The sequence below is a fragment of the Phytopseudomonas dryadis genome (assembly GCF_004327355.1).
Classification (GTDB): Bacteria; Pseudomonadota; Gammaproteobacteria; order Pseudomonadales; family Pseudomonadaceae; genus Aquipseudomonas; species Aquipseudomonas dryadis.
This window is the reverse complement of sequence record NZ_QJUM01000048.1, coordinates 1-22970: the sequence shown is the minus strand read 5'-3', so window position 1 is coordinate 22970 and position 22970 is coordinate 1. Positions and strand designations below refer to the sequence as shown.

General features: G+C 66.2%; 27 protein-coding genes. 10 read left to right on the top strand and 17 right to left on the bottom strand.

The genetic code is table 11. The features are described from left to right. Positions 1-417: 417 nt before the first annotated feature. From DNK34_RS24635 to DNK34_RS24615, 5 genes are all read left to right on the top strand, one after another. Complete coding sequence (locus tag DNK34_RS24635) at positions 418-687, top strand: DUF7660 family protein (RefSeq protein WP_131177883.1); 270 nt, start codon at positions 418-420, stop codon at positions 685-687. A 16-nt stretch (positions 688-703) separates the two neighbouring features. Next, a complete protein-coding gene (locus DNK34_RS24630; RefSeq protein ID WP_208738451.1) occupies positions 704-1327 on the top strand; it encodes an SMI1/KNR4 family protein in 624 nt (207 codons plus the stop codon). A 252-nt stretch (positions 1328-1579) separates the two neighbouring features. Then, positions 1580-2041: a DUF6386 family protein gene (locus DNK34_RS24625; RefSeq protein WP_131177885.1), complete on the top strand. Its 462-nt coding sequence runs from the start codon at positions 1580-1582 to the stop codon at positions 2039-2041. Then, on the top strand, positions 2038-2682 hold the full coding sequence (locus DNK34_RS24620; protein ID WP_131177886.1) for a hypothetical protein: 645 nt from the start codon (positions 2038-2040) through the stop codon (positions 2680-2682). Before DNK34_RS24625 ends, DNK34_RS24620 begins: the two co-directional genes overlap by 4 nt. Then, on the top strand, positions 2679-3275 hold the full coding sequence (locus DNK34_RS24615) for a hypothetical protein (RefSeq protein WP_131177887.1): 597 nt from the start codon (positions 2679-2681) through the stop codon (positions 3273-3275). Before DNK34_RS24620 ends, DNK34_RS24615 begins: the two co-directional genes overlap by 4 nt. 10 nt (positions 3276-3285) lie before the next feature. Here DNK34_RS24615 and DNK34_RS25905 read toward each other — a convergent pair whose 3' ends face one another. The 5 genes from DNK34_RS25905 to DNK34_RS25530 form a co-directional block, all read right to left on the bottom strand. Then, positions 3286-3417: a hypothetical protein gene (locus DNK34_RS25905; RefSeq protein ID WP_278248896.1), complete on the bottom strand. Its 132-nt coding sequence runs from the start codon at positions 3415-3417 to the stop codon at positions 3286-3288. A gap of 283 nt (positions 3418-3700) precedes the next feature. Then, on the bottom strand, positions 3701-5092 hold the full coding sequence (locus tag DNK34_RS24610; protein WP_131177888.1) for an efflux transporter outer membrane subunit: 1392 nt from the start codon (positions 5090-5092) through the stop codon (positions 3701-3703). Positions 5093-5103: 11 nt separating this feature from the next. Continuing rightward, the gene (locus tag DNK34_RS24605; RefSeq protein ID WP_131177889.1) at positions 5104-7047 is read right to left on the bottom strand and encodes a MacB family efflux pump subunit; all 1944 of its coding nucleotides are present in this window, start codon (positions 7045-7047) and stop codon (positions 5104-5106) included. Continuing rightward, positions 7041-8207 (bottom strand): efflux RND transporter periplasmic adaptor subunit, encoded by a 1167-nt coding sequence (locus DNK34_RS24600; RefSeq protein WP_131177890.1) that lies wholly within the window; start codon positions 8205-8207, stop codon positions 7041-7043. Before DNK34_RS24600 ends, DNK34_RS24605 begins: the two co-directional genes overlap by 7 nt. Positions 8208-8442: 235 nt before the next feature. Continuing rightward, a complete protein-coding gene (locus DNK34_RS25530) occupies positions 8443-8613 on the bottom strand; it encodes a hypothetical protein (RefSeq protein WP_165497358.1) in 171 nt (56 codons plus the stop codon). A gap of 100 nt (positions 8614-8713) precedes the next feature. Between DNK34_RS25530 and DNK34_RS24595 the strand changes: the two genes are divergently transcribed. Together DNK34_RS24595 and DNK34_RS24590 are read left to right on the top strand one after the other, a co-directional pair. After that, positions 8714-9676, top strand: coding sequence for a hypothetical protein (locus tag DNK34_RS24595; protein ID WP_131177891.1), 963 nt, complete (start codon positions 8714-8716; stop codon positions 9674-9676). Between the two features lie 76 nt (positions 9677-9752). Further along, positions 9753-10400, top strand: coding sequence for an HAD family hydrolase (locus DNK34_RS24590; RefSeq protein ID WP_131177892.1), 648 nt, complete (start codon positions 9753-9755; stop codon positions 10398-10400). 274 nt (positions 10401-10674) lie between these two features. On the opposite strand, the gene DNK34_RS24585 is transcribed toward DNK34_RS24590, so the two are convergent. Together DNK34_RS24585 and DNK34_RS24580 are read right to left on the bottom strand one after the other, a co-directional pair. Further along, positions 10675-10917 (bottom strand): DUF1161 domain-containing protein, encoded by a 243-nt coding sequence (locus tag DNK34_RS24585; RefSeq protein WP_131177907.1) that lies wholly within the window; start codon positions 10915-10917, stop codon positions 10675-10677. A gap of 8 nt (positions 10918-10925) precedes the next feature. Continuing rightward, positions 10926-12041: an aminopeptidase gene (locus DNK34_RS24580; protein WP_131177893.1), complete on the bottom strand. Its 1116-nt coding sequence runs from the start codon at positions 12039-12041 to the stop codon at positions 10926-10928. A 68-nt stretch (positions 12042-12109) separates the two neighbouring features. Here DNK34_RS24580 and DNK34_RS24575 point away from each other — a divergent pair, with 68 nt between their 5' ends. Continuing rightward, positions 12110-12529, top strand: a complete 420-nt coding sequence (locus tag DNK34_RS24575; RefSeq protein ID WP_131177894.1) for a PA0061/PA0062 family lipoprotein — start codon at positions 12110-12112, stop codon at positions 12527-12529. 106 nt (positions 12530-12635) lie between these two features. Here the strand turns inward: DNK34_RS24575 and DNK34_RS24570 are convergent, their stop codons facing one another. The 7 genes from DNK34_RS24570 to DNK34_RS24540 form a co-directional block, all read right to left on the bottom strand. Next, positions 12636-13061 (bottom strand): OsmC family protein, encoded by a 426-nt coding sequence (locus DNK34_RS24570; protein WP_131177895.1) that lies wholly within the window; start codon positions 13059-13061, stop codon positions 12636-12638. 70 nt (positions 13062-13131) lie between these two features. Continuing rightward, on the bottom strand, positions 13132-14127 hold the full coding sequence (locus tag DNK34_RS24565) for an LLM class flavin-dependent oxidoreductase (RefSeq protein ID WP_131177896.1): 996 nt from the start codon (positions 14125-14127) through the stop codon (positions 13132-13134). A 399-nt stretch (positions 14128-14526) separates the two neighbouring features. Further along, the gene (locus DNK34_RS24560; protein WP_131177897.1) at positions 14527-14748 is read right to left on the bottom strand and encodes a DUF1161 domain-containing protein; all 222 of its coding nucleotides are present in this window, start codon (positions 14746-14748) and stop codon (positions 14527-14529) included. A 114-nt stretch (positions 14749-14862) separates the two neighbouring features. After that, positions 14863-15078 carry a dodecin gene (locus DNK34_RS24555; RefSeq protein ID WP_131177898.1) on the bottom strand — a complete coding sequence of 72 codons (216 nt, stop codon included), beginning with the start codon at positions 15076-15078 and terminating at the stop codon, positions 14863-14865. 205 nt (positions 15079-15283) lie between these two features. Then, the gene (locus tag DNK34_RS24550) at positions 15284-16255 is read right to left on the bottom strand and encodes an SMI1/KNR4 family protein (RefSeq protein WP_131177899.1); all 972 of its coding nucleotides are present in this window, start codon (positions 16253-16255) and stop codon (positions 15284-15286) included. Positions 16256-16369: 114 nt separating this feature from the next. Continuing rightward, positions 16370-17311: a LysR family transcriptional regulator gene (locus DNK34_RS24545; RefSeq protein WP_131177900.1), complete on the bottom strand. Its 942-nt coding sequence runs from the start codon at positions 17309-17311 to the stop codon at positions 16370-16372. A 1-nt stretch (position 17312) separates the two neighbouring features. Continuing rightward, the gene (locus tag DNK34_RS24540) at positions 17313-17981 is read right to left on the bottom strand and encodes a DUF3592 domain-containing protein (protein WP_131177901.1); all 669 of its coding nucleotides are present in this window, start codon (positions 17979-17981) and stop codon (positions 17313-17315) included. Between the two features lie 289 nt (positions 17982-18270). Here DNK34_RS24540 and trpB point away from each other — a divergent pair, with 289 nt between their 5' ends. Together trpB and trpA are read left to right on the top strand one after the other, a co-directional pair. Next, positions 18271-19482, top strand: a complete 1212-nt coding sequence (gene trpB / locus DNK34_RS24535) for a tryptophan synthase subunit beta (protein ID WP_131177902.1) — start codon at positions 18271-18273, stop codon at positions 19480-19482. Beyond that, positions 19479-20288 (top strand): tryptophan synthase subunit alpha, encoded by an 810-nt coding sequence (gene trpA / locus DNK34_RS24530; RefSeq protein ID WP_131177903.1) that lies wholly within the window; start codon positions 19479-19481, stop codon positions 20286-20288. Before trpB ends, trpA begins: the two co-directional genes overlap by 4 nt. Positions 20289-20399: 111 nt before the next feature. Here trpA and xopAW read toward each other — a convergent pair whose 3' ends face one another. The 3 genes from xopAW to DNK34_RS24515 form a co-directional block, all read right to left on the bottom strand. After that, a complete protein-coding gene (xopAW, locus tag DNK34_RS24525; protein WP_131177904.1) occupies positions 20400-21104 on the bottom strand; it encodes an EF-hand domain-containing protein in 705 nt (234 codons plus the stop codon). Between the two features lie 103 nt (positions 21105-21207). Next, positions 21208-22245 (bottom strand): sensor histidine kinase, encoded by a 1038-nt coding sequence (locus DNK34_RS24520; protein WP_411269340.1) that lies wholly within the window; start codon positions 22243-22245, stop codon positions 21208-21210. Further along, a complete protein-coding gene (locus DNK34_RS24515; RefSeq protein ID WP_131199539.1) occupies positions 22245-22940 on the bottom strand; it encodes a response regulator in 696 nt (231 codons plus the stop codon). Before DNK34_RS24515 ends, DNK34_RS24520 begins: the two co-directional genes overlap by 1 nt. Positions 22941-22970 lie beyond the last annotated feature (30 nt).

Here is a 22970-nt window from a genome sequence, read left to right as displayed (position 1 = left end):
GTGGTTTCCCTGGTGCTCGTTAGGTCTTCGCAAACTCAACGTTAGCCAAGAACCACGATGACCCACCTCTCTCGCCCGTAGGGCGCCTTCGGTTGGTTCAGTTACACCATTTCCAGGGACACGATCCAAACCAGTGGCTCAGGACAAGGGCTGCACATCAAGCCCTCTCGCTTGGTTACCTGGAGTGGCTATACCTATCACCTTGACGAATATGGCAGAGTCACCAAGGTCGAAGGCGATTTGCGTCTGAACAAGTCGCGAGGGCGTAATACCAAAGCTCTGTCGGGTAGGTAGTTCGGATCACTTCCGGACATGGCCCGACGTGCAACATGCCATCGATGAATGGTTCAGAAAACCGCTACGGCGAAGTGACCTGAACGTTTATCCGCCGATGACAGGGTACAAGAGCGAATGAACATGAATCCGCACGACCATCTGCAGGCTGTGCATGACCAGGCCAGCTTTCTGGAGTTTGTCAGGGCCCTGCTGGAAGACCGCCGCGCCGCCAGCGACCGGGAACGTGCGGGCGCGCATAGCGATTGGGCCAATAGCAGCCTCGCAGACTTTCTGGAAGGTGCTCTGGCATGGGCCGAAGACAGCGAGTTCGGTGATCGCCAGAACTGGGTTGGAGCGAACCCTTGGCAGCGATTCGCCGTCTTTCTCTACTGCGGCAAGATTTACGAATGAGGGACCGATTGCAGTGATGAACTACCGTGGCCTGCTGCTGGAGGACACCCACCCGAGTGCCAGCGAAGATGCCATCGCCGCTCTGGAGGGCGAGCTGGACGCACGATTGCCCGATGACTACCGAGCGTTCCTGCAGCATTGCAACGGCGCCTATGCCGAATATGACGTGGCGGTGATGCTTGCCTCGGGCGAGCCCGAGGTGCTGAGTTTCTCCAGCCTGTTCGGCGTGGATATCGACCGGCAATGGGACTGCAACCCCTTCGAACTGCAACAGCTGCGCGAGCAGCCAGACTATCCGCAGCAAGGCCTGCTTCCCATCGGCCGCGACGGCGGCGCCAGTCTGTTGCTACTCGACCTGCGTGATGGTGGCCAACAGATCGTGGCCATGGTTGCGGGTCTTCCCGCCTGGACGGGGCGCCGTCAGCAAGGGAACGAATTCGTGGTACTGGCCAACAGCTTCGACGCCTATCTCGACCTTCTGCACCTGACAGATGCAACCGTCACACACCATATCGACAGCTTTCAGGTCAGCCAGGACAGTGCAGAGGCAACGCTCGCCTGGCTGGATTCGGGCAGCCCGGGCTGGCGCGAACGCTTTCGAGAGCGCTGGAATGCCCGGGTGCCGTTCATGCCGGTGTGAAACGTGCTCGTCAGCACTCAACGCCGATCTGCGTTTTCTACCAGGACACGCTCATGCCCACCGCCCTCGAACCCAGCCTGCACACCGCCTGCCATGCGCAGGACAGCGCACTGCTGGCACGCTTGCTGGCCTGCGCCAAGCCCGCTGGACAAGGCCATCGAGGCTGGGCATCTGCAATTGGCCGAGCGCATCCATACCCACACAGCGCCTGATACGATGCGCCACAGGCCCCGTTCTCGAGTTCCGTCCTCCATGTACGATGCATACGCCCGCACGACCTTCAGCACCGATACCGCCACCCTGGCGATCTTCGATCCAGCCGCTCTGGCCCACCGCATTGACGATACGGCGGACTGGTGGTCGATCAGCGAAGACGAGCTGGCGGAGATCAACGCCGGCCATGTGCTCTTCGTCGGCCTCGGCCGTGACGGCAATCATGAGCTGGAGGTGCATCGTGGCCTTGGCCAAGAGCCGGGTGATGCGCTGGTAGCCCGCCTGCAGATTCGTTCCGGCTGCCTCTATGTGGGCGCTGGAGAGCAGGTACCCGCGGGAGGTCTTGGCCCGGAAACGGTCTACGGTGGTGTGCTGCTGTTCGCCGAGCACGGTACCTGCGAGGTCCGCTTGCGCCGCCAGGGCGAGCGCCTGATCCTCGCTTACGCCGCGGTCGGGGGCCACGCCGCCAACCACTTCGACGACAGCCCACGCCTGCCATGAAGACGGCCTCCAATCACGACGAAATCCTCACGGCCCTGGGCGATTGGCACGCACAACACGCACCGCGCCGTTGGCGCCTGGTGCATTACTGCGGCGTCGAGTGCCTTGCGGCCCATGACCTCGACGGAGCCGAACTGCAGCAGCGGGCCAGCGAGCGGCTCGCCGAAGGCTTCCACATCGCCTGGAAACGGCGCGGCGAGGACGCCGTGCTGCGCGTGCACGAGGGTGAGCCGACGCCGACCTGGGCAGCGGTGTTCGCCGAGCGCGACCTGATCGGTGGCCTGGCCAGCGCACTGCCCGAAGAGGACGCAGCGCAGGACGCCAGGCGCCTGGTCGCCTGCTGGCAACGGGAAAAGGTCGCACAGGTCCTGAGTCTGCTGCGCCCCGACAGCGGCCGGGCGGCCACGGCAAAGTTGCAGGCGCTGGAGCTGTCGTCGGAGCAGACGGGGCTATTGCTGGAATTGCTCGACCAGGTCCTCGGCGACACCCTCTACACCCTTCTGCTCGGCCTCGACGGCGGGGCGGCGGTGGGCGGCGAACAACAGCGCATGCGGCTGCTCAACGAAGCGGGTACGGAGATTTCGCCCTGTGGCGAGCTGGAAGCCGAAGCCTATGCGCAACTGATCGAGGAACGCCCGTGACCGGCCTCTACGAATGGAACCCGATGCCCTACCAGTTGGCGGTGCGCTGCCCCCGCTGTAGCCGCGAAGCGCTGTTCGAGTTCGCCGAGGCGCGGGTCATCCGGCGCAAGCTGGATGTACCGCTGTTCCAGGCCCACGCCGCCTTCGAGTACCAGCTGCGCCCCAGCCGTGACGGCCATTTCCAGCACATGGCCCTGTACTTCCAGGGCCTGCATGGCGATCCGCGACGGGCGCTGCACGATCTACCCGAGGGCTACCAGGCAGAGGACTGGTGCCACTCGCGCTACCTGCGCCAGCACTACGGCCATACGCTCGGCGCCCTGATCTGCGGCCCGTGCGGCTACCGTGCCCGCCACGAGCTGGACTGGCCAGGGGAGGCCTACTATGCGCTGACCTACAAGAGCCACCTGCTCTGGGCGTACCACCGCGAATCGGCGCTGGACCTGCGCGACTACCTGCTGTCCGTCGACCGCAAAGCCCGGGCATACCGCTGGGCCGGCATGCTGCTGCATGTCCCCGGCGTGTTCAAGACCCGCAAGGCCCGCGCGCCGCTGGCCCAACGACTGAACCGGCTGCTCGCGGGCTGCCCGTAGGGGCGCCCGTTCAGCGCTGGTAGCTCGAGGCGGCCAGGGCGATCGGCTGCGGATTGGCGAGCACCCACTGCACGCTCAGCTCGAACAGCCGCGCGGTCTGCTCGTGCTCGCCGTCACCTTGCGCCAGGGCGGCAGGGGGCACGGCGCTGCCGAGGCGATCGACCCGAGCGGCGACCGTCTCGGCCTCGTGGCTCTTGGCAGCGGTATGCCCTCTGCCTGTCTGGCCCCATGCGCAATGCCGAACGCACGCTCGCGAGCCCATGTCGTCGCCCTGCCGCTGCAGACATTCATCGACGGCCATCCGAACGATACCGCGCCACCAATGATGTCTTTCAGGTACCCGCCAGGCGGCTCTGCTGGTCGACACCGCACGCCTGCGCGCAGACCTGCTGGAGGAACTGGAACAGTACCAATGAGGCAATGGATCAGGGCGCCTGCACGCCCTCTGTCTCTGCGCGCCAGCCACCACCGAGGGCGCGCGCCAGGTCGACACTGGCCTGCAGACGCAACAGCCGCAGCTGCGCGGCCTCGTCCTGGGCGCTGTACAGGCTGCGCTGGGTATCGAGCAGGGTGAGCAGGGTCTCGGCGCCGGCGCGGTAGCGTGACTCGGCCAGGCGGAAGGCCAGTTCGGCCTGGGCCAGCACCTCGTTCTGCGCCTGCAGTTGCGCCTGGGTTCCGCTCAGGCCGTTGAGCGCCACTTCCACTTCGGCGAAGGCGCCGACCAGGGTGGCCCGGTAATCGGCGAGCAATTCCTCGCGCTCGGCCATGGCCAGGTCACGGCCCGCCGCCAGGCTGCCGCCGTCGAAGATCGGCGCGGTCAGCGCCGCCGCCAGCGAATACAACGGATTGCTGAATATCCGCGATGCCCTGTTGGCTTCGCCACCGACACCGGCGGTCAGGCTCAGGCGCGGCAGCAGCGCCGCGCGCGCCGCCTGCACGTTGGCATCGGCAGCGGCCAGGCTGGCCTCCGCCCGGGCCAGATCCGGGCGCTGCAGCAGCAGCGCGCTGGGGATGCCGGCGCTCAATCCGGGCATGGGCAGGTCGGCGAGGCGGGGCGTTTCGCCCGACAACTCATCCACCCGCTGGCCGAGCAGCACGGCCAGGGTCGCCAGGCTGTCTTCACGCTGCTGCCCGATGGATGCCAGGAAGCGCCGTTGCAGGGCGACCACGCCGCGTTGCTGGGCCAGTTCGAGCGCGGTCGAAGCCCCCGCGCCCTGACGGGCGGCGACGGTGGCCAGCACGCGCTCGGCGTTTTCCAGATTGAGTCGGGCGATACGCTGACGCTCGCCCAGGCCGACGCTCTGCAACCAGGCGGAAGCGACGCCGGCGGTCAGGGTCACCCGCAGGGCGTCGCGGTCGAAGCGGCTGGCCTGCACGGCGAACAGGGCGCTGTCCCGGCTCGCGCGCAGGCGCCCCCACAGGTCCACTTCATAGCTGGCGGCGACGCCGGCGCTGTAGCTGTTGCCATCGGTATCGGGATTGCCGCCAAGACGCGCCTCGCGGCTGGCGCCCAGGTTGCCATCGAGCCTCGGCAACAGGGACGCGCCTGCCAGACGTGCGCTCGCTTCGGCCTGCCGCAGACGCGCCAGTGCCGCCGCCAGATCCTGGTTATTGGCCAGCGCCTGCTGCTGCAGCCGATCCAGCGCCGGGCTGGCGAAAGCGCGCCACCAGTCGGCCGTGGGACGTTCACCGGATATCGCCGACGCGTTGCGCCACCGTTCGGGCGGCGTGGGCAGGTTTGCCGGGGCTTCCAGCCTGTTCGCGCAGCCGCTCACGAGCAGCGCACCGAGCAGCCAGGGAAGCAGATGGCGGTTCATCTGAATGCCTGTCATTGCGCCAGCGCCACCACGGGGTCGAGCTGTGCGGCGGTTCTGGCCGGCAGGTAACCGAACAGCAGGCCGGTGGCCACCGAACAGGCGAAGGCCAGCAGCATGGCCGACAGCGAGAACACCAGCGGCACGTCCCAGACGATCAGCAATGCGCCGAACAACAAACCGCAGGCCACGCCGACGCTGCCGCCGACCAGGGTGACCAGCACCGACTCGGTGAGGAACTGACGCAGGATGTCGCGCTGTCGCGCGCCGGTGGCCATGCGGATACCGATCTCGCGCGTGCGCTCGCGTACCGTCATCAGCATCACGTTCATCACGCCGATGCCGCCCACCACCAGCGATACCGCCGCGATCAGGCCGAGCATCAAGGTCATGCTCTGGCGCGTCTTGGCTTCGGCCTGCAGCTTGGCGGCTGAGTTGTACACGCGAAAATCCTTGCGCCCATGACGCTGCAGCATCAGTTCCTCGAGGGCATCCTGCGCCGACGTGACCAGGTCGCTGCTTTTCACTTCGATCCCCCCATAGCTCTCGTCGCGCAACTTCGGGAACACCCGCACCACGCCCGTGCGATGCGGCACCAGCACCTGCTCGTCCGGGTAGTTGCCGCCGGCGTCGCTGCCCTTCTCGCTCATCACCCCGATCACCTCGAAGGGCGAGCTGTTGATCAGGATGATCGTGCCCAGCGGGTCGCTGCCCTCCGGAAAAAGGCTCTGGTAGACCCCATGGCCGAGTACCGCCAGCGGGGCGATCTCCTCGTTCTCCGCGGCGCTGAAGAAGCGCCCGCGCGCCACCGGCCAGTGGTGGATCTGCGGCAGGTGCTCGCCCACGCCCAGCACCTCGGTCTGCACGGCCTGCTGGCCATGACGGATCAGCGCCGGGTCGCGCAGTATGGGCATCACCCGCGCCACTTCGCGCAACTGGGCGATGGCCTCGAAATCATCCAGCGTGAGCACGCCGATGGGGCCACCGGCGCGCGGCACATCGCTGGAGATGTACATCATGTTGGCGCCCATCACGCCCATTTCGGCGACCACCTTCTGCTTGGCGCCCTCACCGATGGCCAGCATGACGATCACCGAGGCCACACCGATGACGATGCCGAGCAGGGTCAGCGCCGTGCGAAAACGATTGATCAGCAAGACGCGCCAGGCGCCGCGCAGCATCTCGTCCAGCTCGCCGAAGAAGGACACGCCCTGCTCGCGTCCGGCCTGGCTCATGTCCGGCGTCGGCAAGGCAGTGGCTGGCAACACCACGCCACTGTCGCTGACGATCTCGCCGTCACGGATCTCGATGACCCGACGCGCCTGCGCGGCCACATCGCGGTCATGGGTGATGAGGATGATGGTATGGCCGGCGTCGGCCAGCTCGTGCAACAGCGCCATGACCTCCTTGCCGCTGCGGCTGTCGAGAGCGCCGGTGGGCTCGTCGGCGAGGATGATGCGGCCGCCGTTCATCAGCGCCCGGGCGATCGATACCCGCTGCTGCTGGCCGCCGGAGAGCTGATTGGGCCGGTGTTCCAGGCGCTCGTCGAGGCCCAGCCGGCGCAACAGCGCGCAAGCCCGTTCGCGGCGTTGCCCGGCCGGCATGCCCGCGTAGACCGCCGGCACTTCGACGTTTTCCCGCGCCGACTCGGTAGCGATCAGATGATAGCCCTGGAACACGAAGCCGAAGGCCTCGCGGCGCAGCCAGGCCAGTTGATCGGCATCGAAGGCGGCGACGTCTTCGCCGGCGAAGCGATAGCGGCCGGCGCTGGGGCGATCCAGGCAGCCGAGGATGTTCATCAGGGTCGACTTGCCCGACCCCGAGGTGCCGACGATGGCGACGAACTCGCCGGCCCGGATCGACAGGCCGACGCCGCGCAGCACATCCACCGCCGGAGCACCGCCCTCGCCGCCATAGGTACGCCGGATCCCCTGCAGTTCGATCAGCGGTGCTACCACTGGAACCTCGACATCCCGGGCTCGGCCTGGACTTCACCGGTGACCAGCCGCTCGCCTTCGCTCAGGCCATCGACGATTTCCGCCACTTGGCGATCCCGGGCACCGACCTTTACCGTGCGCAGTTCCGGCTGCCCGCCTTGCGCCAGGATGCGCACCTGGAAATGACCCGGCCTGCCTTGCAGCGCGTCCAGCGGCGCAGTGAGCACGTTGTGCGCCGAAGCCGTGACGAACACCACCTGGGCGGTCATCTGCGGCATCAGCTCACCGTCGTCGTTGTCCACCTCGAACAGCACGGTGTACTGCACCACCTTTTCCGGTTCGCTGCTGGTGTTGCTCGTCTCGCTCTGCGTGGCCGTCACCGGCGGCGCCGGCAGCACCTGGCGCACCGTGCTGTGCCAGCGACGCTCGTCACCGCCCAGGGTGGTGAAATACAGCGGCAGTCCGGCCTTGACCCGGCGGATGTCGGCCTCGGACACCCGCGTCCAGCCGGTCATGCTGCGCAGGTCGGCGATGCGCATCACCGTGGGCGTCTGGTAGGTGGCATTGAGGGTCTGCCCCTCCTTCACATCGACGCCCAGCACGGAACCGGCGATCGGCGCGTAGATCCGGGTGTAGCTCAGTTGCGCCTCGTTGCGCTTGAGCAACGCCTGACTCTCGGCGATTTTCGCCCGCAGGTTGTCCAGCCGCGCCTTGGCCGACTTGTAGCCGGCGGCAGCGGTCTGCACGTCCTCTTCACGGGTGGCATCGAGCCTGGCCAGGTGCAACTGGCGCTCATGCTGCTGACGCGCCAGCAGCAACTGCGCCTGCTGTTCCTCCAGTTGAGCGTGCAGGCCGTCGAGAGCGGCGCGATCCGCCTCGACCGTGGCCTCGTGCAGGCTGGCATCGATCTCGGCGAGCAGTTGGCCCTTTTCCACCCGGTCGCCCGGCTCCACGTGCAGACGCATGATCTGCCCCGACACCTGGGCACCGACATCCACCGAATGACGCGGCTGCAGCGTGCCGATGGCGACCACCGTGGCCTCCACGTCGCCACGGCCCACCGTGACCGTTTCATAGGCCGGCGCCGGTTCGGCGTTCAGCCAGGCGAAGGCAAGCACCGGCACGAGCGCAACCGCGGCGAGCAGCCAGCGCCGGCGCAGGGAGAAGGGGAAAAACGTCATGACGGGCTCGACCTCTGCCTGAGCATAGAGACCCCTGCCGCGGCATGCCCGGGCCGATCAGGCGGCGACAGGCACCGGGCAGGCGCACAGGATGAAACATGGGAACCGCACCGCGCCTGCCGATGGCGCCGGGCGATTCATGGCTGAACAGGAAAACTCTCGATTCCTACTAGCAAGACGAATGAGCCCACCCAAATCTGGCGACCGCTTGTCGGCACAAATGAAACAAGATGTTTCATTTGCTCGGCGCCGAGCGCTCGTCGGAGCTGCATCGGCAAGGGCTCAGCAGCGCACTACGCGGCGCGCCGTACACGCCATTCCCGGTCAGCGAGGCGTAGTGCTTCTTGTCCAGCACATTGTTGAGGTTCAGGGTCCTGGCATCGAGCGGCGCGCACATCGACGCCATGCCCGACTGCGCGAGAGTTGTGCACCGATCACAGCCGCGAGCGGGTCGGCCGGTTTATCCTGCAGCGATCCCGACGCGCCACAGAGAATGGATTCGCCCTATGCACGCCAACCCCTATGCCATCACCCTCCCGGACGACAGCCCCGCGCCCGCGCCAAGCCCGGCATCGAATCTGCCCCTGTGGCTGATGCTCACGGCCCTGCTCTGCTGCCTGCTGGGCCTGCTGATCAACTTCGGCGTCACCTTGTACACCCTGGAACCCGATCGCCTGCAGGCTTACCTGGATAACCTCCATTTCATCGTGCCCTTCTGGCTCTACGCGCTGCTGCTCGATGCCGTCAGTGCCTTGCTGCTCAGCCGCCACTACCTGCAACATCACGGCCTGGCGCGGTTTCCCCGGCCGGCGCAGGTCATCGGCCTCTACGCCGGCTTCTATCTCGTCGCCTCGTTGCTGGTCGGCCTGTTGCACAACCAGGTACTCGGCCAACTGCTGTCATGGATCTACACGTCCGATCACATCCTCTCCCCGGCGTTGCTGATGCAGCCGCTGCACCTGCTGTATTTCCTCCTGACGTCGCTGCTGCCGCTGTGGCTGAGCCTGCATCTGACGCGGCGCACGGCCCGGGTCGATACCCGGGCCAGCGCGATCGCCCGGGGGGAGCTGGCGCTGGCCTTCGCCCTGACCTTCAGCGTGGCTTACCTGAAACTGCTGTCGCTGCTGCCGGAGAAGGTCATCCGCCCCTACGACATGGAATGGCTGCATGCCGTCGGCAGCGGGGCCGGCCTGCTGTATGGGCTGGTGGCGCTGCTCGCCGCCTGGCATGCCCTGCCACCGCTGCTGAACCGGCTCGCTCTCGGACGCCTGCTGGCGAGCGCGCTGCTGTGCCTGGCACTATGGCTGGTCGTCGCCGTGGGCCTGGGCGTGCTCCTCGTGGTCATCCTGTTCAGCGGCGCAGACGGCGCGTCATTCTGGGCCTTGCTGTTCGGCCTGCTCATGCTGGCGCTGATCTGGCCACTGACCCGCCTGAGCCTGCGCTGGATCTATCGCCCGCTGGCGACCTGAACAAGGCGCTGACGTTGCCTGGTCGCCCTGGGCGCGGGACAATCCGCGCCGACTCGAGCGACCGGACGCCACCGCCATGCAGCACCGCACCCTTCTCTTCGACCTCGATGGCACCCTCACCGACCCGCGTGAAGGCATCACCCGTTCGGTCCAGTACGCCCTGGCGCAACTGGGCATCGATGAACCCGACCTGCAGGCGCTGGAGCACTTCATCGGCCCGCCGCTGCTGCAATGCTTCATGCATACCTACGACTTCCCCGAGGCCCGCGCCTGGGAGGCGGTGCACCACTACCGGGTGCGGTTTCGCGAGGTCGGCCTGTACGAGAACCTGCTGTTCGAGGGCGTCGTCGAGTTGCTGCAGCTGCTGCAGGCGCAAGGCCGCACGCTGTACATCGCCACCAGCAAACCGACGCTGTTCGCCACCGAAATCGCCCGCCATTTCGACTTCGCCCGCTACTTCAAGGCGATCTACGGCAGCGAACTGGATGGCACCCGCACCAACAAGGTCGAACTGATCCGCCACCTGCTACAGCAGGAAGCTCTGGAGCCGGCCACGACCCTGATGATCGGCGACCGCAAGCACGATCTGATCGGCGCCCACAGCAATGGCCTGCAGGCCGTGGCGGTGGGGTACGGCTTCGGCAGCCTGGAAGAGCTCAGCGGCGAAAAGCCGGCCTATCACGTGCAGACCCTGGCGCAGTTGCACCAGGCCTTCGCCGGCTGAAAGGCGAGCATCTGCCTAATGCAGATCAGATAAGGTTTTTGTAGGCGCCCAGAAGAGCGGCAAACCGCCACCCGTGTAGGAGCGTCGACCTCGGCGCGATGCGATGGCGGCCATCCCGCAAAATCCGTGGTGCGGCCAGCAATCGCCGCGGGGTCGCGGCTCCTACAGAGTCAGGGCAAACCGCCGTTTTGCGGACCCAATGCTTAACTGACTGGCATTAGGCATCTGCCCGGCGCCGTGCAGCGGCTTCACACAAGGGCCTTAGTCGCCCCAGTTACATCATGCTCGAGCCGGTCAGGTCATTACGCTGGTAGATGATCTTCTTGCTGCCGTTCTCGCAGCTGCCGACCACCATATTGTCGTCCTCGACCTCCTCGTTCGGCACGATCTCCAGGGTGTAGCTGGCCACCCCCGCGGCCTGGATCTTCACTTCGATCTCCTTCTTGAGCTCCTCGCACGACTTGGGTGCGGCCCAGGCGTTGCTGCCCATCAGGCCAAACACCAGTATCACCATCATCCACCCTTTCATCGCGACCCATCCTCTGTGTTGTGCCTACTTCGTTCCTCTCGGACAACGGCCAGCGCCTGCAGTTGTGTCAGTCGCTCGTCGGCGGACAAGGCGCCCAGCTCGGCGACCCGCCGGTAGAACGCCGGCCAGTCGCCTTCGACCTCGCGGAACAGACTGGCGAACGCCGGTACCCAGCGATCATACAGGCCGAAGGGCAGCAACCTGGCGTTGTTCAGTGGCCCGTTGATCCAGCCGTCGTAGAAGCCCGTGCCGCCCCACTCGCGCCTGCGCAGCTCCTGGTACTCGTGGCGCAGGCGCGCGAATTCGGCCTGCTTGGCGGCGCGCATCGCCGTGGCATCGAGGTCGCGGGCATACAGGGTTTCCAGGCGTGCGCGGCTGGCCAGCACCAGTTCGCTGAACTGCTCGCGCGGCTGTGCGGCCGTTGCCGCGGGCACCGGCAGACCCTGGGCGGCGCGCCATTGGCGCAGCCCTTGCTGCTCGACGAAGGTGGCGTAGGACTCATTGAAGGCGGTGTCGCCGGCCAGGTAGTACTGCTGGTGCGCCAGCTCGTGGAAGATCACCGCGACCAGACGCTCATCGCTCCAGCGCAGCATGGTGTTGAGGATCGGGTCGTCGAACCAGCCCAGGGTCGAGTAGGCCTCGACACCGCCCAGGTAGGTATCCAGGCCCTGCTCCGCGAGCAGCGCCGCCGCCCCGCGGGCGCGACCCTGATCGTAGAAACCGCGATAGGCCACGCACCCGGCAATGGGAAAACAGTGCAGTTGCGGCTGCAGGGAGAACTCCGGCGTGGCGAACAGGTTCCAGACCACGAAGGGGCGCCGCAGGTCGGCATACAACCGGTAGCTGCGATTATCGGGCAGGCTCAGCCGGGTACTGGCGAAATCACGCGCCTGCTGCGCCAGTGCCAGGCGTTGGCGCAATCCGGCATTGGTGGCCGGATCCTGCAGCAGCGTTTCTATCGGCGTGCGTGCGCGCAACAACTGCAACTGTCCCTGGGCCAGTTGGGCGTAGTAATCGACGGTGCTGCAGCCGGCCAGCAGCATCAGCGCCAGCAGCGGAACCCAGCGCCAGCGGACAGAGTCGACAATAGAGAATACGCAGCGATTGACCATGCCGCTAAGCTAACCTTCCTATTCTTGCGCAGCAATCATGCTCGTGCAGCGCCTTTCCGGAGAACGCCATGCGCCCGTTCGCCCTGCTCGTCAGCCTGCTCCTGCTCGGTGCCTGCGCATCGCCGCTGCCACAGGCCGATCCCGACAAGGCCTGGATCGACCTCAAGGGCAGCGGCATAGACTTGCTGATGGCCGACCGCCTGGATCGCGAACGCGTCAACGACGGCCGTTACTTCCAGGTCACCCCGGGTGCCCATGAGCTGGACATGCGCTATCAGTTCGAAGTGAGCGGCGGCGGTGGCGGCGCCTTCATGTCGGAACCGCGGCAGATGACCTGCGACATCCGTATCCAGTACGACCATTTCGCGGCCGGCCAGCGCTACCGTGTCGAGGCACGTTCGCTGGTGATGCGCGGCCAGGCCATTCTCTACGATGCCGAGCGCAACGTGCTGGCCCGTGGCAAGAACCTGCGTTGCGGGACGTTCTGAGGCTCGCGCACGAGCCACGCCAGGCTGGATGCCAACCCGGCGTGTCGAACACGGGATACGGCCGCGCCGCTTGCCAGGAAGAGGGGCGGCGGAAATGCTCGCTGCGTCAGGCTTCCAGCACCACTTCCAGGGTGATTTCGGCGTTCAGCACCTTGGACACGGGGCAACCGGTCTTGGCGGTTTCCACGGCTTTTTCAAAAGCCGCCCGGTCGGCGCCCGGCACCCTGGCTTTCAGCGACAGGTGCACCGCGGTGATGGCGAAGCCGCCATCCTGCTTGTCCAGGGTCACTTCGGCCTGGGTGTCGATGCTCTCGGCGGTCATGCCTGCCTCGCCCAGCTCCTTGGACAGGGCCATGGAGAAACAGCCCGCATGGGCGGCGCCGATCAGCTCTTCCGGGTTGGTGCCGGGCGCGCCTTCGAAACGGGTATTGAAGCCGTAAGGCTGGTTCGCCAGGGCACCACTCTGGGTGGAGATGGTGCCTTTGCCGTCCTTGATGCCGCCCTGCCAGTGGGCCGATGCTGTCTTCTTCATCTGAGTGCTCCTGTTGATGAGGGGTACAGAGTTCAGAGAGACGGCGGGCGGACAAGTTCGTACGATTTCGTCAGCGCAATCCGGCGAGGATGTCGAATGCGTGCCGGCGGTCATCGAAATCGTAAAGATCGCAGGTGAAGATCAATTCGTCGGCGGCGGTCTGTTCCAGCAGGACCTCCAGACGCGCGCGTACCTTCTGTGGGCCGCCAATCACCGCCATGCCGAGGAAGCTGCCGACGGCATCGCGCTCGTGGGGCAGCCACAGGCCGTCCATGGACGCTACCGGCGGACGCTGCACCAGGCTCTGACCACGGATAAGGGCGAGGATGCGCTGATAGGCGGAGGTGGCCAGGTATTCGGCCTGCTCGTCGGTGTCGGCCGCCAGCAGCGGCACGCCGAGCATCACATAGGGCTTGTCGAGCACCGCCGACGGCTTGAAGGCGTTGCGGTAGACCCGAATCGCCTCGTGCATGTAGCGCGGCGCGAAATGCGAGGCGAAGGCGTAAGGCAGGCCCCACTCACCGGCAAGCTGGGCGCTGAACAGGCTGGAGCCGAGCAGCCAGATCGGCACGTTGGTCCCCGTACCGGGCATGGCGATGACCCGCTGATCCGGTGTACGCGGGCCCAGGTAGCGCTGCAGCTCGGCGACGTCCTGGGGGAAATCGTCGGCGCTGCCGGAACGCTCGCGGCGCAACGCATGGGCGGTGAACTGATCGGCGCCGGGCGCGCGGCCCAGGCCCAGTTCGATACGCCCCGGGTACAAGGTGGCCAGGGTGCCGAACTGCTCGGCGATCACCAGCGGCGCATGGTTGGGCAGCATCACCCCGCCGGAACCGAGGCGGATACTCGAGGTGCCGGCCGCCAGATAGCCCAGCAACACCGCGGTGGCGGAACTGGCGATGCCATCCATGTTGTGGTGCTCGGCCACCCAGAAGCGCTGAAAGCCGAGGCTTTCCACATGCCTGGCCAGGGCCAGGGAATTGTGCAGGGCCTGCTGCGGGCTGCCGGTGTCGCGGACCGGCGCCAGATCGAGAACGGAAAGCGGAAGCGTTGCGAGAGCAGTCATGGCGATCAACCTTGGCAGTGGATAGCCTCGACGCCTGGCGGCGTCGCGACATACCCGAGTAAAACAGTAGGTCTTACTCTACGCCAAAAGCAGCCTGATGAGCCAGGGCAGAGCACTCGAGAGATCCGTCATGCGCTTGCGCCACAGGCGTGAAAAAGCCGGCTATGGCCTGATGCCGGTCAGTTAAGCATTTGGCTCGCAAAACGGCGGTTTGCCCTGGCCCTGCAGGAGCCGCGACCTCGCGGCGAATCGTGGCCATATCGCGATTTTTGCAGCATGCCCACCATCACATCGCGCCGAGGTCGACGCTCCTACACGGGCGGCGGTTTGCCGCTCTTGCTCCTACAAAAGCCTTATCTGATCAGCATTGGGCTATGGCCGGCTGTTGGAGCAGCGGAATCAATTGCGCTGGTAGACGATATCCTTGGTGCCGCCACCACAGCTGCCGACCACCTGCCTGTCGGTCACGCTGCCCTTGTCGACGATCTCAAGGGTGTAGGAGGCAACGCCGTTGGCCTGGATCTTCGCATCGATCTCGGACTTCAGTTCTTCACAATCTTTTGCCGCGAAAGCCGAACCGGCCAGCGCCATGAGGCCTAGGGCAAACAACACTTTTCTCATCGCAAACGCTCCCTCGTTACCAGTGAAAAAACCGGGCATCTGTACGCCGCCCGAGTCAATGAAAGCCGCGCATCGCCGTTATGACAAGGCGAATGCCGACATTCATGGCAGCAATCAGCTGTTGGCGACCCGGAAGCCGACCTTCAGCGTGACCTGATAGTGCGCCACCGCACCGTTGGCGATGTGCCCGCGGGTTTCGGTGATCTCGAACCATTCCAGATTGCGAATGCTCTTGCTGGCCTCGGCCAGGGCATTGCTGATGGCTTCTTCGATACTGGACGTGGACGAGCCAACCAGCTCGACCTTCTTGTAGGTGTGGTGATCCGACATATCGCCTCCCGGCCTGATGAATGCTCATGGGTGAGTACCCTTAATCAATCAGTCCCGGACGGCGCGATAAAAGTTCAGGCTTTCGAGTCATGCCTCAGCGAGCGGTTGCCGATGCGCTCGATCCGATCGCCGGCGAAAACTACGAAACGGCAGGGCTGGATGGGTCGGCCGCGCAGGAACGTGGACCCACCGACTTATCGCCCTTTCAGCCGAGAAACGCCTGCAACTGTTCGAGCATCCACGCCTTGTGTGCCTCGCTGAACACGATGCCATGCCTGCTTTCGATCAACAGGCGCTCGTCGACGCGGCGCTCGAACCAGTCCTCGACGAAGCCCGGGGCGTAGCCACCGGTGCTGAAGCCACCGCCCGCCAAGGCGATCAGTGCCGGGTAGGCATCGAGGTAGTCCCGGCGTCGATCGATGCGCTGGCGGTACTGATAAAGCCAGAACTGCATGTCGTAGAGCAGGTATGACAGCGGATCGGCATGCAGGGCGAAGCAGCGCTTTTCCTCGAGCAGTCTGAGGGCGATGGCACGCATGGCCTGGTCGATTCGTGAAAAAGGCTCGAAACCCTGCAGCAAGGACGCGAGGGTTTCGGAGAATTCGCCGTCGGTCACCCGCAGCCGTTCCTCTTCGAAGTCTTCCTCCGAGGTGTCGAAGTGTTGCTCATCCACCAGCCCGCGCACGAAGCTCTCGAAATCCCTGGCCAGGAAGGTGATGCGGTAGTCGTCTTCCTGATCGACGTGCACCACCCGGGGTTCGCCCTGCGGGCCGCAGTGGCGGTAGTCGAGGGCGACCATGTCATGGCCGGCCGAGGGGCAGTCGCAGATGTACACGCCGATATCCGGATAGCCCCATTCCTGCACCATGAAGCGGCTGCCGAGCTGGCCGCCGAGGGAGTAGATCTTGTCGCGGCCGATGCTGGGGAAGCTGGTGATCGCCACATGATCGTCGGCCCAGGATGTCGGCGTCTCGGTGGGGAAGCAGCACTTGTGCGGTGTGCCGCCGTTGTGACGTCGCATGAAGGTCACGTAGGACGGCGGCAGGCGATAGCCGAGCTCGGCTTCGAGCTCGGCTATCAGCGTATCGCCGGGCGCTGCGTCGGTGATGTTCTTGCGGGCGTAGTCGCTGTCGTCCCAGAAGGCCTGCAGGTCGATATCGTCGGGAAAAGTGCTCATGCGGGTCTCGTCAATCAGGCAACGGCCAGTGCGCCTGGACACTGGCCAATGAAAAGGGATGGGGTCAGGAACCGCGTTCGATGCCGTTGCCGCCCCCGAACCAGCACGACCCGCTCAGGATGTGGCAAGCCGGGCATCAGGATCTGCCGTCCGGGCATTCATTCCAGCGCCCCGCTCCAGCTCCGAACCGAGCCAGTGCGCCAACCGCTCGGCCCGCTGATCGCTGCGCTGCCCGGGCACCCAGAGGGCCAGGCGCGCCTCGGTCTCGACGAACCCCCAGGGCGCCACCAGACGCCCCGCGGCCAGGTCATCGGCCACCAGTTGCCGTGGCGCGATGGCCACGCCCAGACCGGCGCTGGCCGCTTCGAGCAGGTAATACAGATGCTCGAAGCCCTGGCCAAGCTGCAACGCCCCGGACGCCAGGCCTATCGCATCGCCCCACTGCGGCCAGGCCTGAGGGCGCGAGGTGGTGTGCAGCAAGGCCTCGTGCAGCAGCGCCTGGGGGGCGGCCGCGTGCAGCTCGGCGAAACGCACGTAACGCGGGCTGAGCACCGGGCCGATCGACTCGCGGGCCAGTTCGAAGACGCGCATGTCCGCCGGCCAGGGCGGCTCGGCGTACAGCAGGGTGGCATCGACCTGGGGGCTGCGCGGGTCCGGCTCGCCGTGGCTGGTGGACAGCTGCAGGTGCAGGTCGGGCAAGGCCCGGTTGAGCCGATCCAGACGCGGAATGAACCAGCGCGCCAGCAGGCTGCCGGGGCAACCGAGGACGAAGGGCGCATCGGCGTTCTGCCGCTTGAGTTCGACACAGACCTGGCGCAGGCGCTCGAAGGTTTCGCCACTGACGTCACGCAGACGCAGCCCCGCGTCGGTGAGCTTGAGGCCGCGCCCGTCCTTGCTGAACAGCGCCAGGCCGAGCTGCTCTTCCAGATTGCGGATCTGCCGGCTCACGGCGCCATGGGTGACATGCAGTTCATCCGCGGCGCGACTGACGCTGAGCAGCCGCGCCGCCGCCTCGAAGGCGTGCAGGGCATTGAGCGAGGGCAGCTCCTGGGCCATCTCAGTCGACCAGCTCGGGCAGGAAGCGGATGTCCATGCTGTAGCGCCTGGGCTTGTTCGGGTCGATCATCACCGTCACCTGGGAGTCGCTGATGTAGGGACCCGGATCGAACCACAGGTTGGCGCTGCGGAACACATGCAGCTTGTTGGTCTGCGGGTTCAGCCACTGGGCGACGATGCGGTAGGGATTGCGGCCATTGATGGTCAGCGTCTCGTTGAGCTCCACATCCACCACCTCCGCCTGCACTGGCGTACCGGTCGCCAGCAGCTGTACGCTGCGACGCTTGCCGAACAGCGGTGGCAGGACGATGGCCAGGCCGATCAGCAGGAACACCAGGCCGATGCCTCCCACGATCAAGCTGCCCGCCCAGTTCTGGCCGAAGCTGTCGATATGCGCGCGCTGCGGATCCTGCGGGTCGTAATACAGCGCAACCCGCTCACCGATGGCGAAGGCCGGCGGATGGCTGCAGGTGTTGCTGTGGTACTCGCCCAGGGTACCGTCCTGGGTGACGAAGGAAACCGTCGGGCAGCCTCCCTCGATGTCCACCACGGAGCCCTGGGCCGGCGCCATCCGCGCCTCGCCGACGATACGGTTGACCTGAATGCCGATCGCGATCACCAGCAAGAGCGCCCCGATACCTGGGAATATCCACACCCATCCTGTTTTCATCCTGCCTCCGATCCGTTACCTGTGAATAAAGATCACGTCATCATCTGTTAGGCACGCCGATGTTGCCATCGACCGTCTCACAGCTACGCGCATTTTTGAACAGAAGAAGTGCAATGCGCTCCTCTTCTTCCCTGCCGTCCACGAAGACGACGCAATCCTCATATGTGACTTTTAATCACGATAAGTTTCCAACTAATCGCTTTTCCCGGCGCCGCCGCACGGTTAGTCTGCCTCCCATCGCAGTCTTGCTTGAGGCCAGCACTGGCCCTCGAACTCACAGGAGAATCCCATGACTTCATTGCGCAACGGCCCCGACGCCACCGGCCTGTTCGGTGCGTTCGGCGGCCAGTACGTCGCCGAGACGCTGATGCCGCTGATCCACGACCTGGCCGCCGAATACGAAAAGGCCAAGCAGGACCCCGAATTCGCCAGGGAGCTGGCCTACTTCCAGCGCGACTACGTCGGCCGTCCGAGCCCGCTGTACTTCGCCGAGCGCCTGACCGAGCACTGCGGTGGGGCAAAGATCTACCTCAAGCGCGAAGAGCTGAATCATACCGGCGCGCACAAGATCAACAACTGCATCGGCCAGATCCTCCTGGCCAGGCGCATGGGCAAGCAACGCATCATCGCCGAGACCGGCGCCGGCATGCATGGCGTGGCCACCGCCACCGTCGCCGCGCGCTTCGGCCTGCAGTGCGTGATCTACATGGGCACCACCGACATCGAGCGGCAGCAGGCCAACGTCTTCCGCATGCGCCTGCTCGGCGCCGAGGTGATCCCGGTCACCGCCGGCACCGGCACCCTCAAGGATGCGATGAACGAAGCCCTGCGCGACTGGGTGACCAACGTCGACAGCACCTTCTACATCATCGGCACCGTGGCCGGGCCGCACCCTTATCCGGCGATGGTGCGCGACTTCCAGGCCGTCATCGGCAAGGAAACCCGCGACCAGCTGCAAGCCCAGGAAGGCCGCCTGCCGGACAGCCTGGTCGCCTGCATCGGTGGCGGCTCCAACGCCATGGGCCTGTTCCACCCGTTCCTCGACGACGAGTCGGTACGGATCATCGGCGTCGAAGCCGCCGGCCACGGCATCGAGACCGGCCAGCACGCAGCCAGCCTCAACGGCGGCGTACCGGGCGTGCTGCACGGCAACCGCACCTTCCTGCTGCAGGACGACGACGGCCAGATCATCGACGCCCACTCGATTTCCGCCGGCCTCGACTACCCCGGCATCGGCCCGGAACACGCCTGGTTGTTCGACATCGGCCGCGTCGAGTACACCTCGATCACCGACAAGGAAGCGCTGGCCGCCTTCCACCAATGCTGCCGCCTGGAAGGCATCATCCCGGCCCTGGAAAGCGCCCATGCCCTGGCCGAAGTATTCAAGCGCGCCCCGACCCTGCCCAGGGATCACCTGATGGTGGTCAACCTCTCGGGCCGCGGCGACAAGGACATGCAGACCGTCATGCACCACTACGACGAACAGGAAGAACACCTATGAGCCGCCTGCAGACGCGCTTCGCCGAGCTGAAACAACAGAACCGCGCCGCCCTGGTGACCTTCGTCACCGCCGGCGACCCGAACTACGACGCTTCCCTGGCGATTCTCAAGGGCCTGCCGGCCGCCGGCGCCGACGTGATCGAGCTGGGCATGCCGTTCACCGACCCGATGGCCGACGGCCCGGCCATCCAGCTGGCCAACATCCGCGCCCTGGCGGCCAGGCAGAACCTGGCCAAGACCCTGCAGATGGTTCGCGAATTCCGCCAGCAGGAGCAGGCCACGCCGCTGGTGCTGATGGGTTACTTCAACCCGATCCACAAGTACGGCGTCGAGCGCTTCATCGCCGACGCCAAGGAGGCGGGCGTCGACGGCCTGATCGTGGTCGACCTGCCACCGGAACATAACGTCGACCTGTGCGACCCGGCCCAGGCCGCCGGCATCGACTTCATCCGCCTGACCACCCCGACCACCGACGACAAGCGCCTGCCCACCGTACTCGATGGCAGCTCCGGTTTCGTCTACTACGTCTCCGTGGCCGGCGTCACCGGCGCCGGTTCGGCGACCCTGGAACACGTCCAGGAAGCGGTCGCGCGCCTGCGTCGCCATACCGACCTGCCGATCAGCATCGGCTTCGGCATCCGCACTCCGGAACACGCGGCGACCATCGCCCGCCTGGCCGACGGCGTGGTGGTCGGCTCGGCGCTGATCGACCACATCGCCAAGGCGGAAAACGACCAGCAGGCCATCGACGGCGTGCTGACCCTGTGCCGCCAGTTGGCCGAAGGGGTGCGTGGCGCCCGCCGCTGAGTACCCGCCGCGCGAGCGCCGATAGCCGCATGCCGGCCGTCATGCTGCGGGGCGGGATCGAGCTGAAGGAAAGCCCTGCACCGGCGCCCGGGCGGACGCCGGTCGGCAGGCTCAGGCGGCGATATCGAGCAGGCTACCGGTACTCTGCTGGTAGCTGGCGACATTCTGGTACTGCTTGAGCAACGCCTGCACCAACTGGTCATAGCCGTTACTGCTGGCTGTGGAACTGTCGCTGCCGGCTTGCTGGCTGCTGTGCATGCCGGGCGGTGGTGGCGGCGGTGCGCTGGCCTGCAGGGCGCTGTTCAGCTCGTCAGCGTTGATCGAACCGTCCTCGTCGCCGTCGAGCAGGGCGAACAGCTCGCTGCTGCCTTGGACGCCGGCGGCACTGGCGGCGCTGGCCAGCTCGTCGCTGCTGACCACGCCGTCGCCGTTGCTGTCGAGGGCACTGAGCAACGCGCTGGCATCGGTGGATGACGCCCCGGCCGGAGGCGGTGGCGGCGGCATCTGCCCGCCGCCCGCCGCCATGGCTTCACCCAGTTCGTCGAGCCCGATACTGCCATCGCTATTGGCATCGAGCAGGCTCAGCAGCGAATCGATGTCGTAGGTGTTCTGGCTGTCATCGCTGCTGCTCGCCGACGACAGCGATACTGTCAGTTCGCTGCTGCTGATGCTGCCGCTGGAATCGCTGTCCAGCAGGCTGAACAACTGCTTGAGTGGATTGTTCTCGGTCGTGGTAGTGCTGCTGCCCGTCAGTGATCTCAATGCGTTGAGGCCACTGGCGTAGCTGGAATAGCCGCTTACGCCGCTAATGCTCATGGAGACGCCTCCCTGGAAGTGGGCTGGCCGGAAACCGCTTTTCCGGTTCGTGCAGACTCCCGGGGGCATGTGTCGAGACGATACAGCCTTTGTATCAAGCGCTTTACATAGCGTCCCGGGCCAGGACGATCTCGACCGTCAGCCCACCGCCCGGGGTTTCGCTCAGGCACAGCGAGGCCTCCATGCGCCGCGCCGCCTCGCGCACGATGGACAGCCCCAGCCCCACGCCGCCGGAACTTCGGTTGCGCGACGACTCGAGCCGGAAATAGGGCTCGAAAACCCGCTCGCGCTGCGCCTGCGCGATACCCGGCCCCTGGTCGATGACCCGGATGCGCACCTGGCTGGCGTCGTCCTCCAGGCATATCTGCGCGTGGCCGGCATAGCGCAAGGCGTTCTCCAGCAGGTTGCTCAGGCAGGTGCGCATGGCCATCGGCGGCACCTCGATCGGCGCGCAGTGGCCCTCGACCTGCACCCGATCGCCGCGTTCGCAGGCATCCTCGGCCATGGCCTCGACCAGCGCCTGCAGGTCGAGGCGCTGCGGCGCTTCGCGCATGCTCTCCTGATGCAGGAAGGCCAGCGTCGAGTCCAGCAACGCCATCATCTCGGCGAGATCCTGGGAGAATTGCTCGCGCAACACCGGCGACTCGATGTCCTCGACACGCAGTTTCAGCCTCGCCACCGGCGTGCGCAGGTCGTGGGAGACGGCCACCAGCATGCGCCCACGCTGCTGCATCTGTTCGCGGATGCGCGCCTGCATGCGATTGAAGGCGGCGGCGGCCTGGCGCGCCTCGTAGGGGCCGGTTTCCTCCAGGGGCGGGTTGTCCAGTTCTTCGCTGAGCAGCCGGGCCGCCTCGCCAAGGCGGCTGACCGGGCGCGCCAGCAGACGCGCGCCGATCCAGGCGGCACTGACCAGGGCCAGGAACTGGAACACGAACGGCGCGCCGAGAAACGGCGGCAGCCAGGACTCGTCCGGCGGCGGGCCGGGGGGCGCCATGCCGGCCCCCTGCTCGGGCGGCGGTGGCGGAGGCGGCGGTGGATGGCCGTACTGGCTGAACCAGGTGAAGGCCAGCACATGGGCGAGCACGATGGTTCCCATGAACACCGCGAACAAGCGCACGAACAGGGTATCGAAGCGACGCATCAGTGAATGTCCCGCGCATCGAACAGGTAGCCTTCGCCACGCACCGTCTTGAGCAGCGTCGGCGCGCGCGGATCGTCACCCAGCTTCTGCCGCAGGCGCGAGACCAGCAGGTCGATGCTGCGGTCGAAGGCTTCGACCGAGCGCCCCCGCGCGGCATCGAGCAGCTGTTCGCGACTGAGTACCCGACGTGGCCGCTGCAGGAAGACCCAGAGCAGGCGGTACTCGGCATTGGACAGCGGCACCAGCAGGCCATCCGGCCTGCGCAGCTGGCGCAGGGCGCCATCCAGCTGCCAGCCGTCGAAGCGGACCCGGTCGCACAGCAGCGCCTCACCACCGTCACGCACGCGCCGCAGGATCGACTGGATGCGCGCGACCAGTTCGCGGGGCTCGAAGGGCTTGGCCATGTAGTCGTCCGCCCCCAGTTCGAGACCGATGACGCGGTCGGCCGGCTCGCCGCGGGCGGTCAGCATGAGGATCGGGATGCCGGACTCGCCGCGCAGCCAGCGGCACAGCGACAGGCCATCCTCGCCGGGCAGCATCAGGTCGAGCACGACGATGTCGAAACTGCCGGTCCGCAAGGCCTCGCGCAGGCCTGCGCCGTCGCTGACCCCCTGGCTGGCGATGCCGTAGCGCGCCAGATAGCCGAGGAGCAGTTCGCGAATGGCGATATCGTCATCGACCACAAGGGCCTTGATCGGCGGCCGGGGGGCGGCCCGATCGGGGGG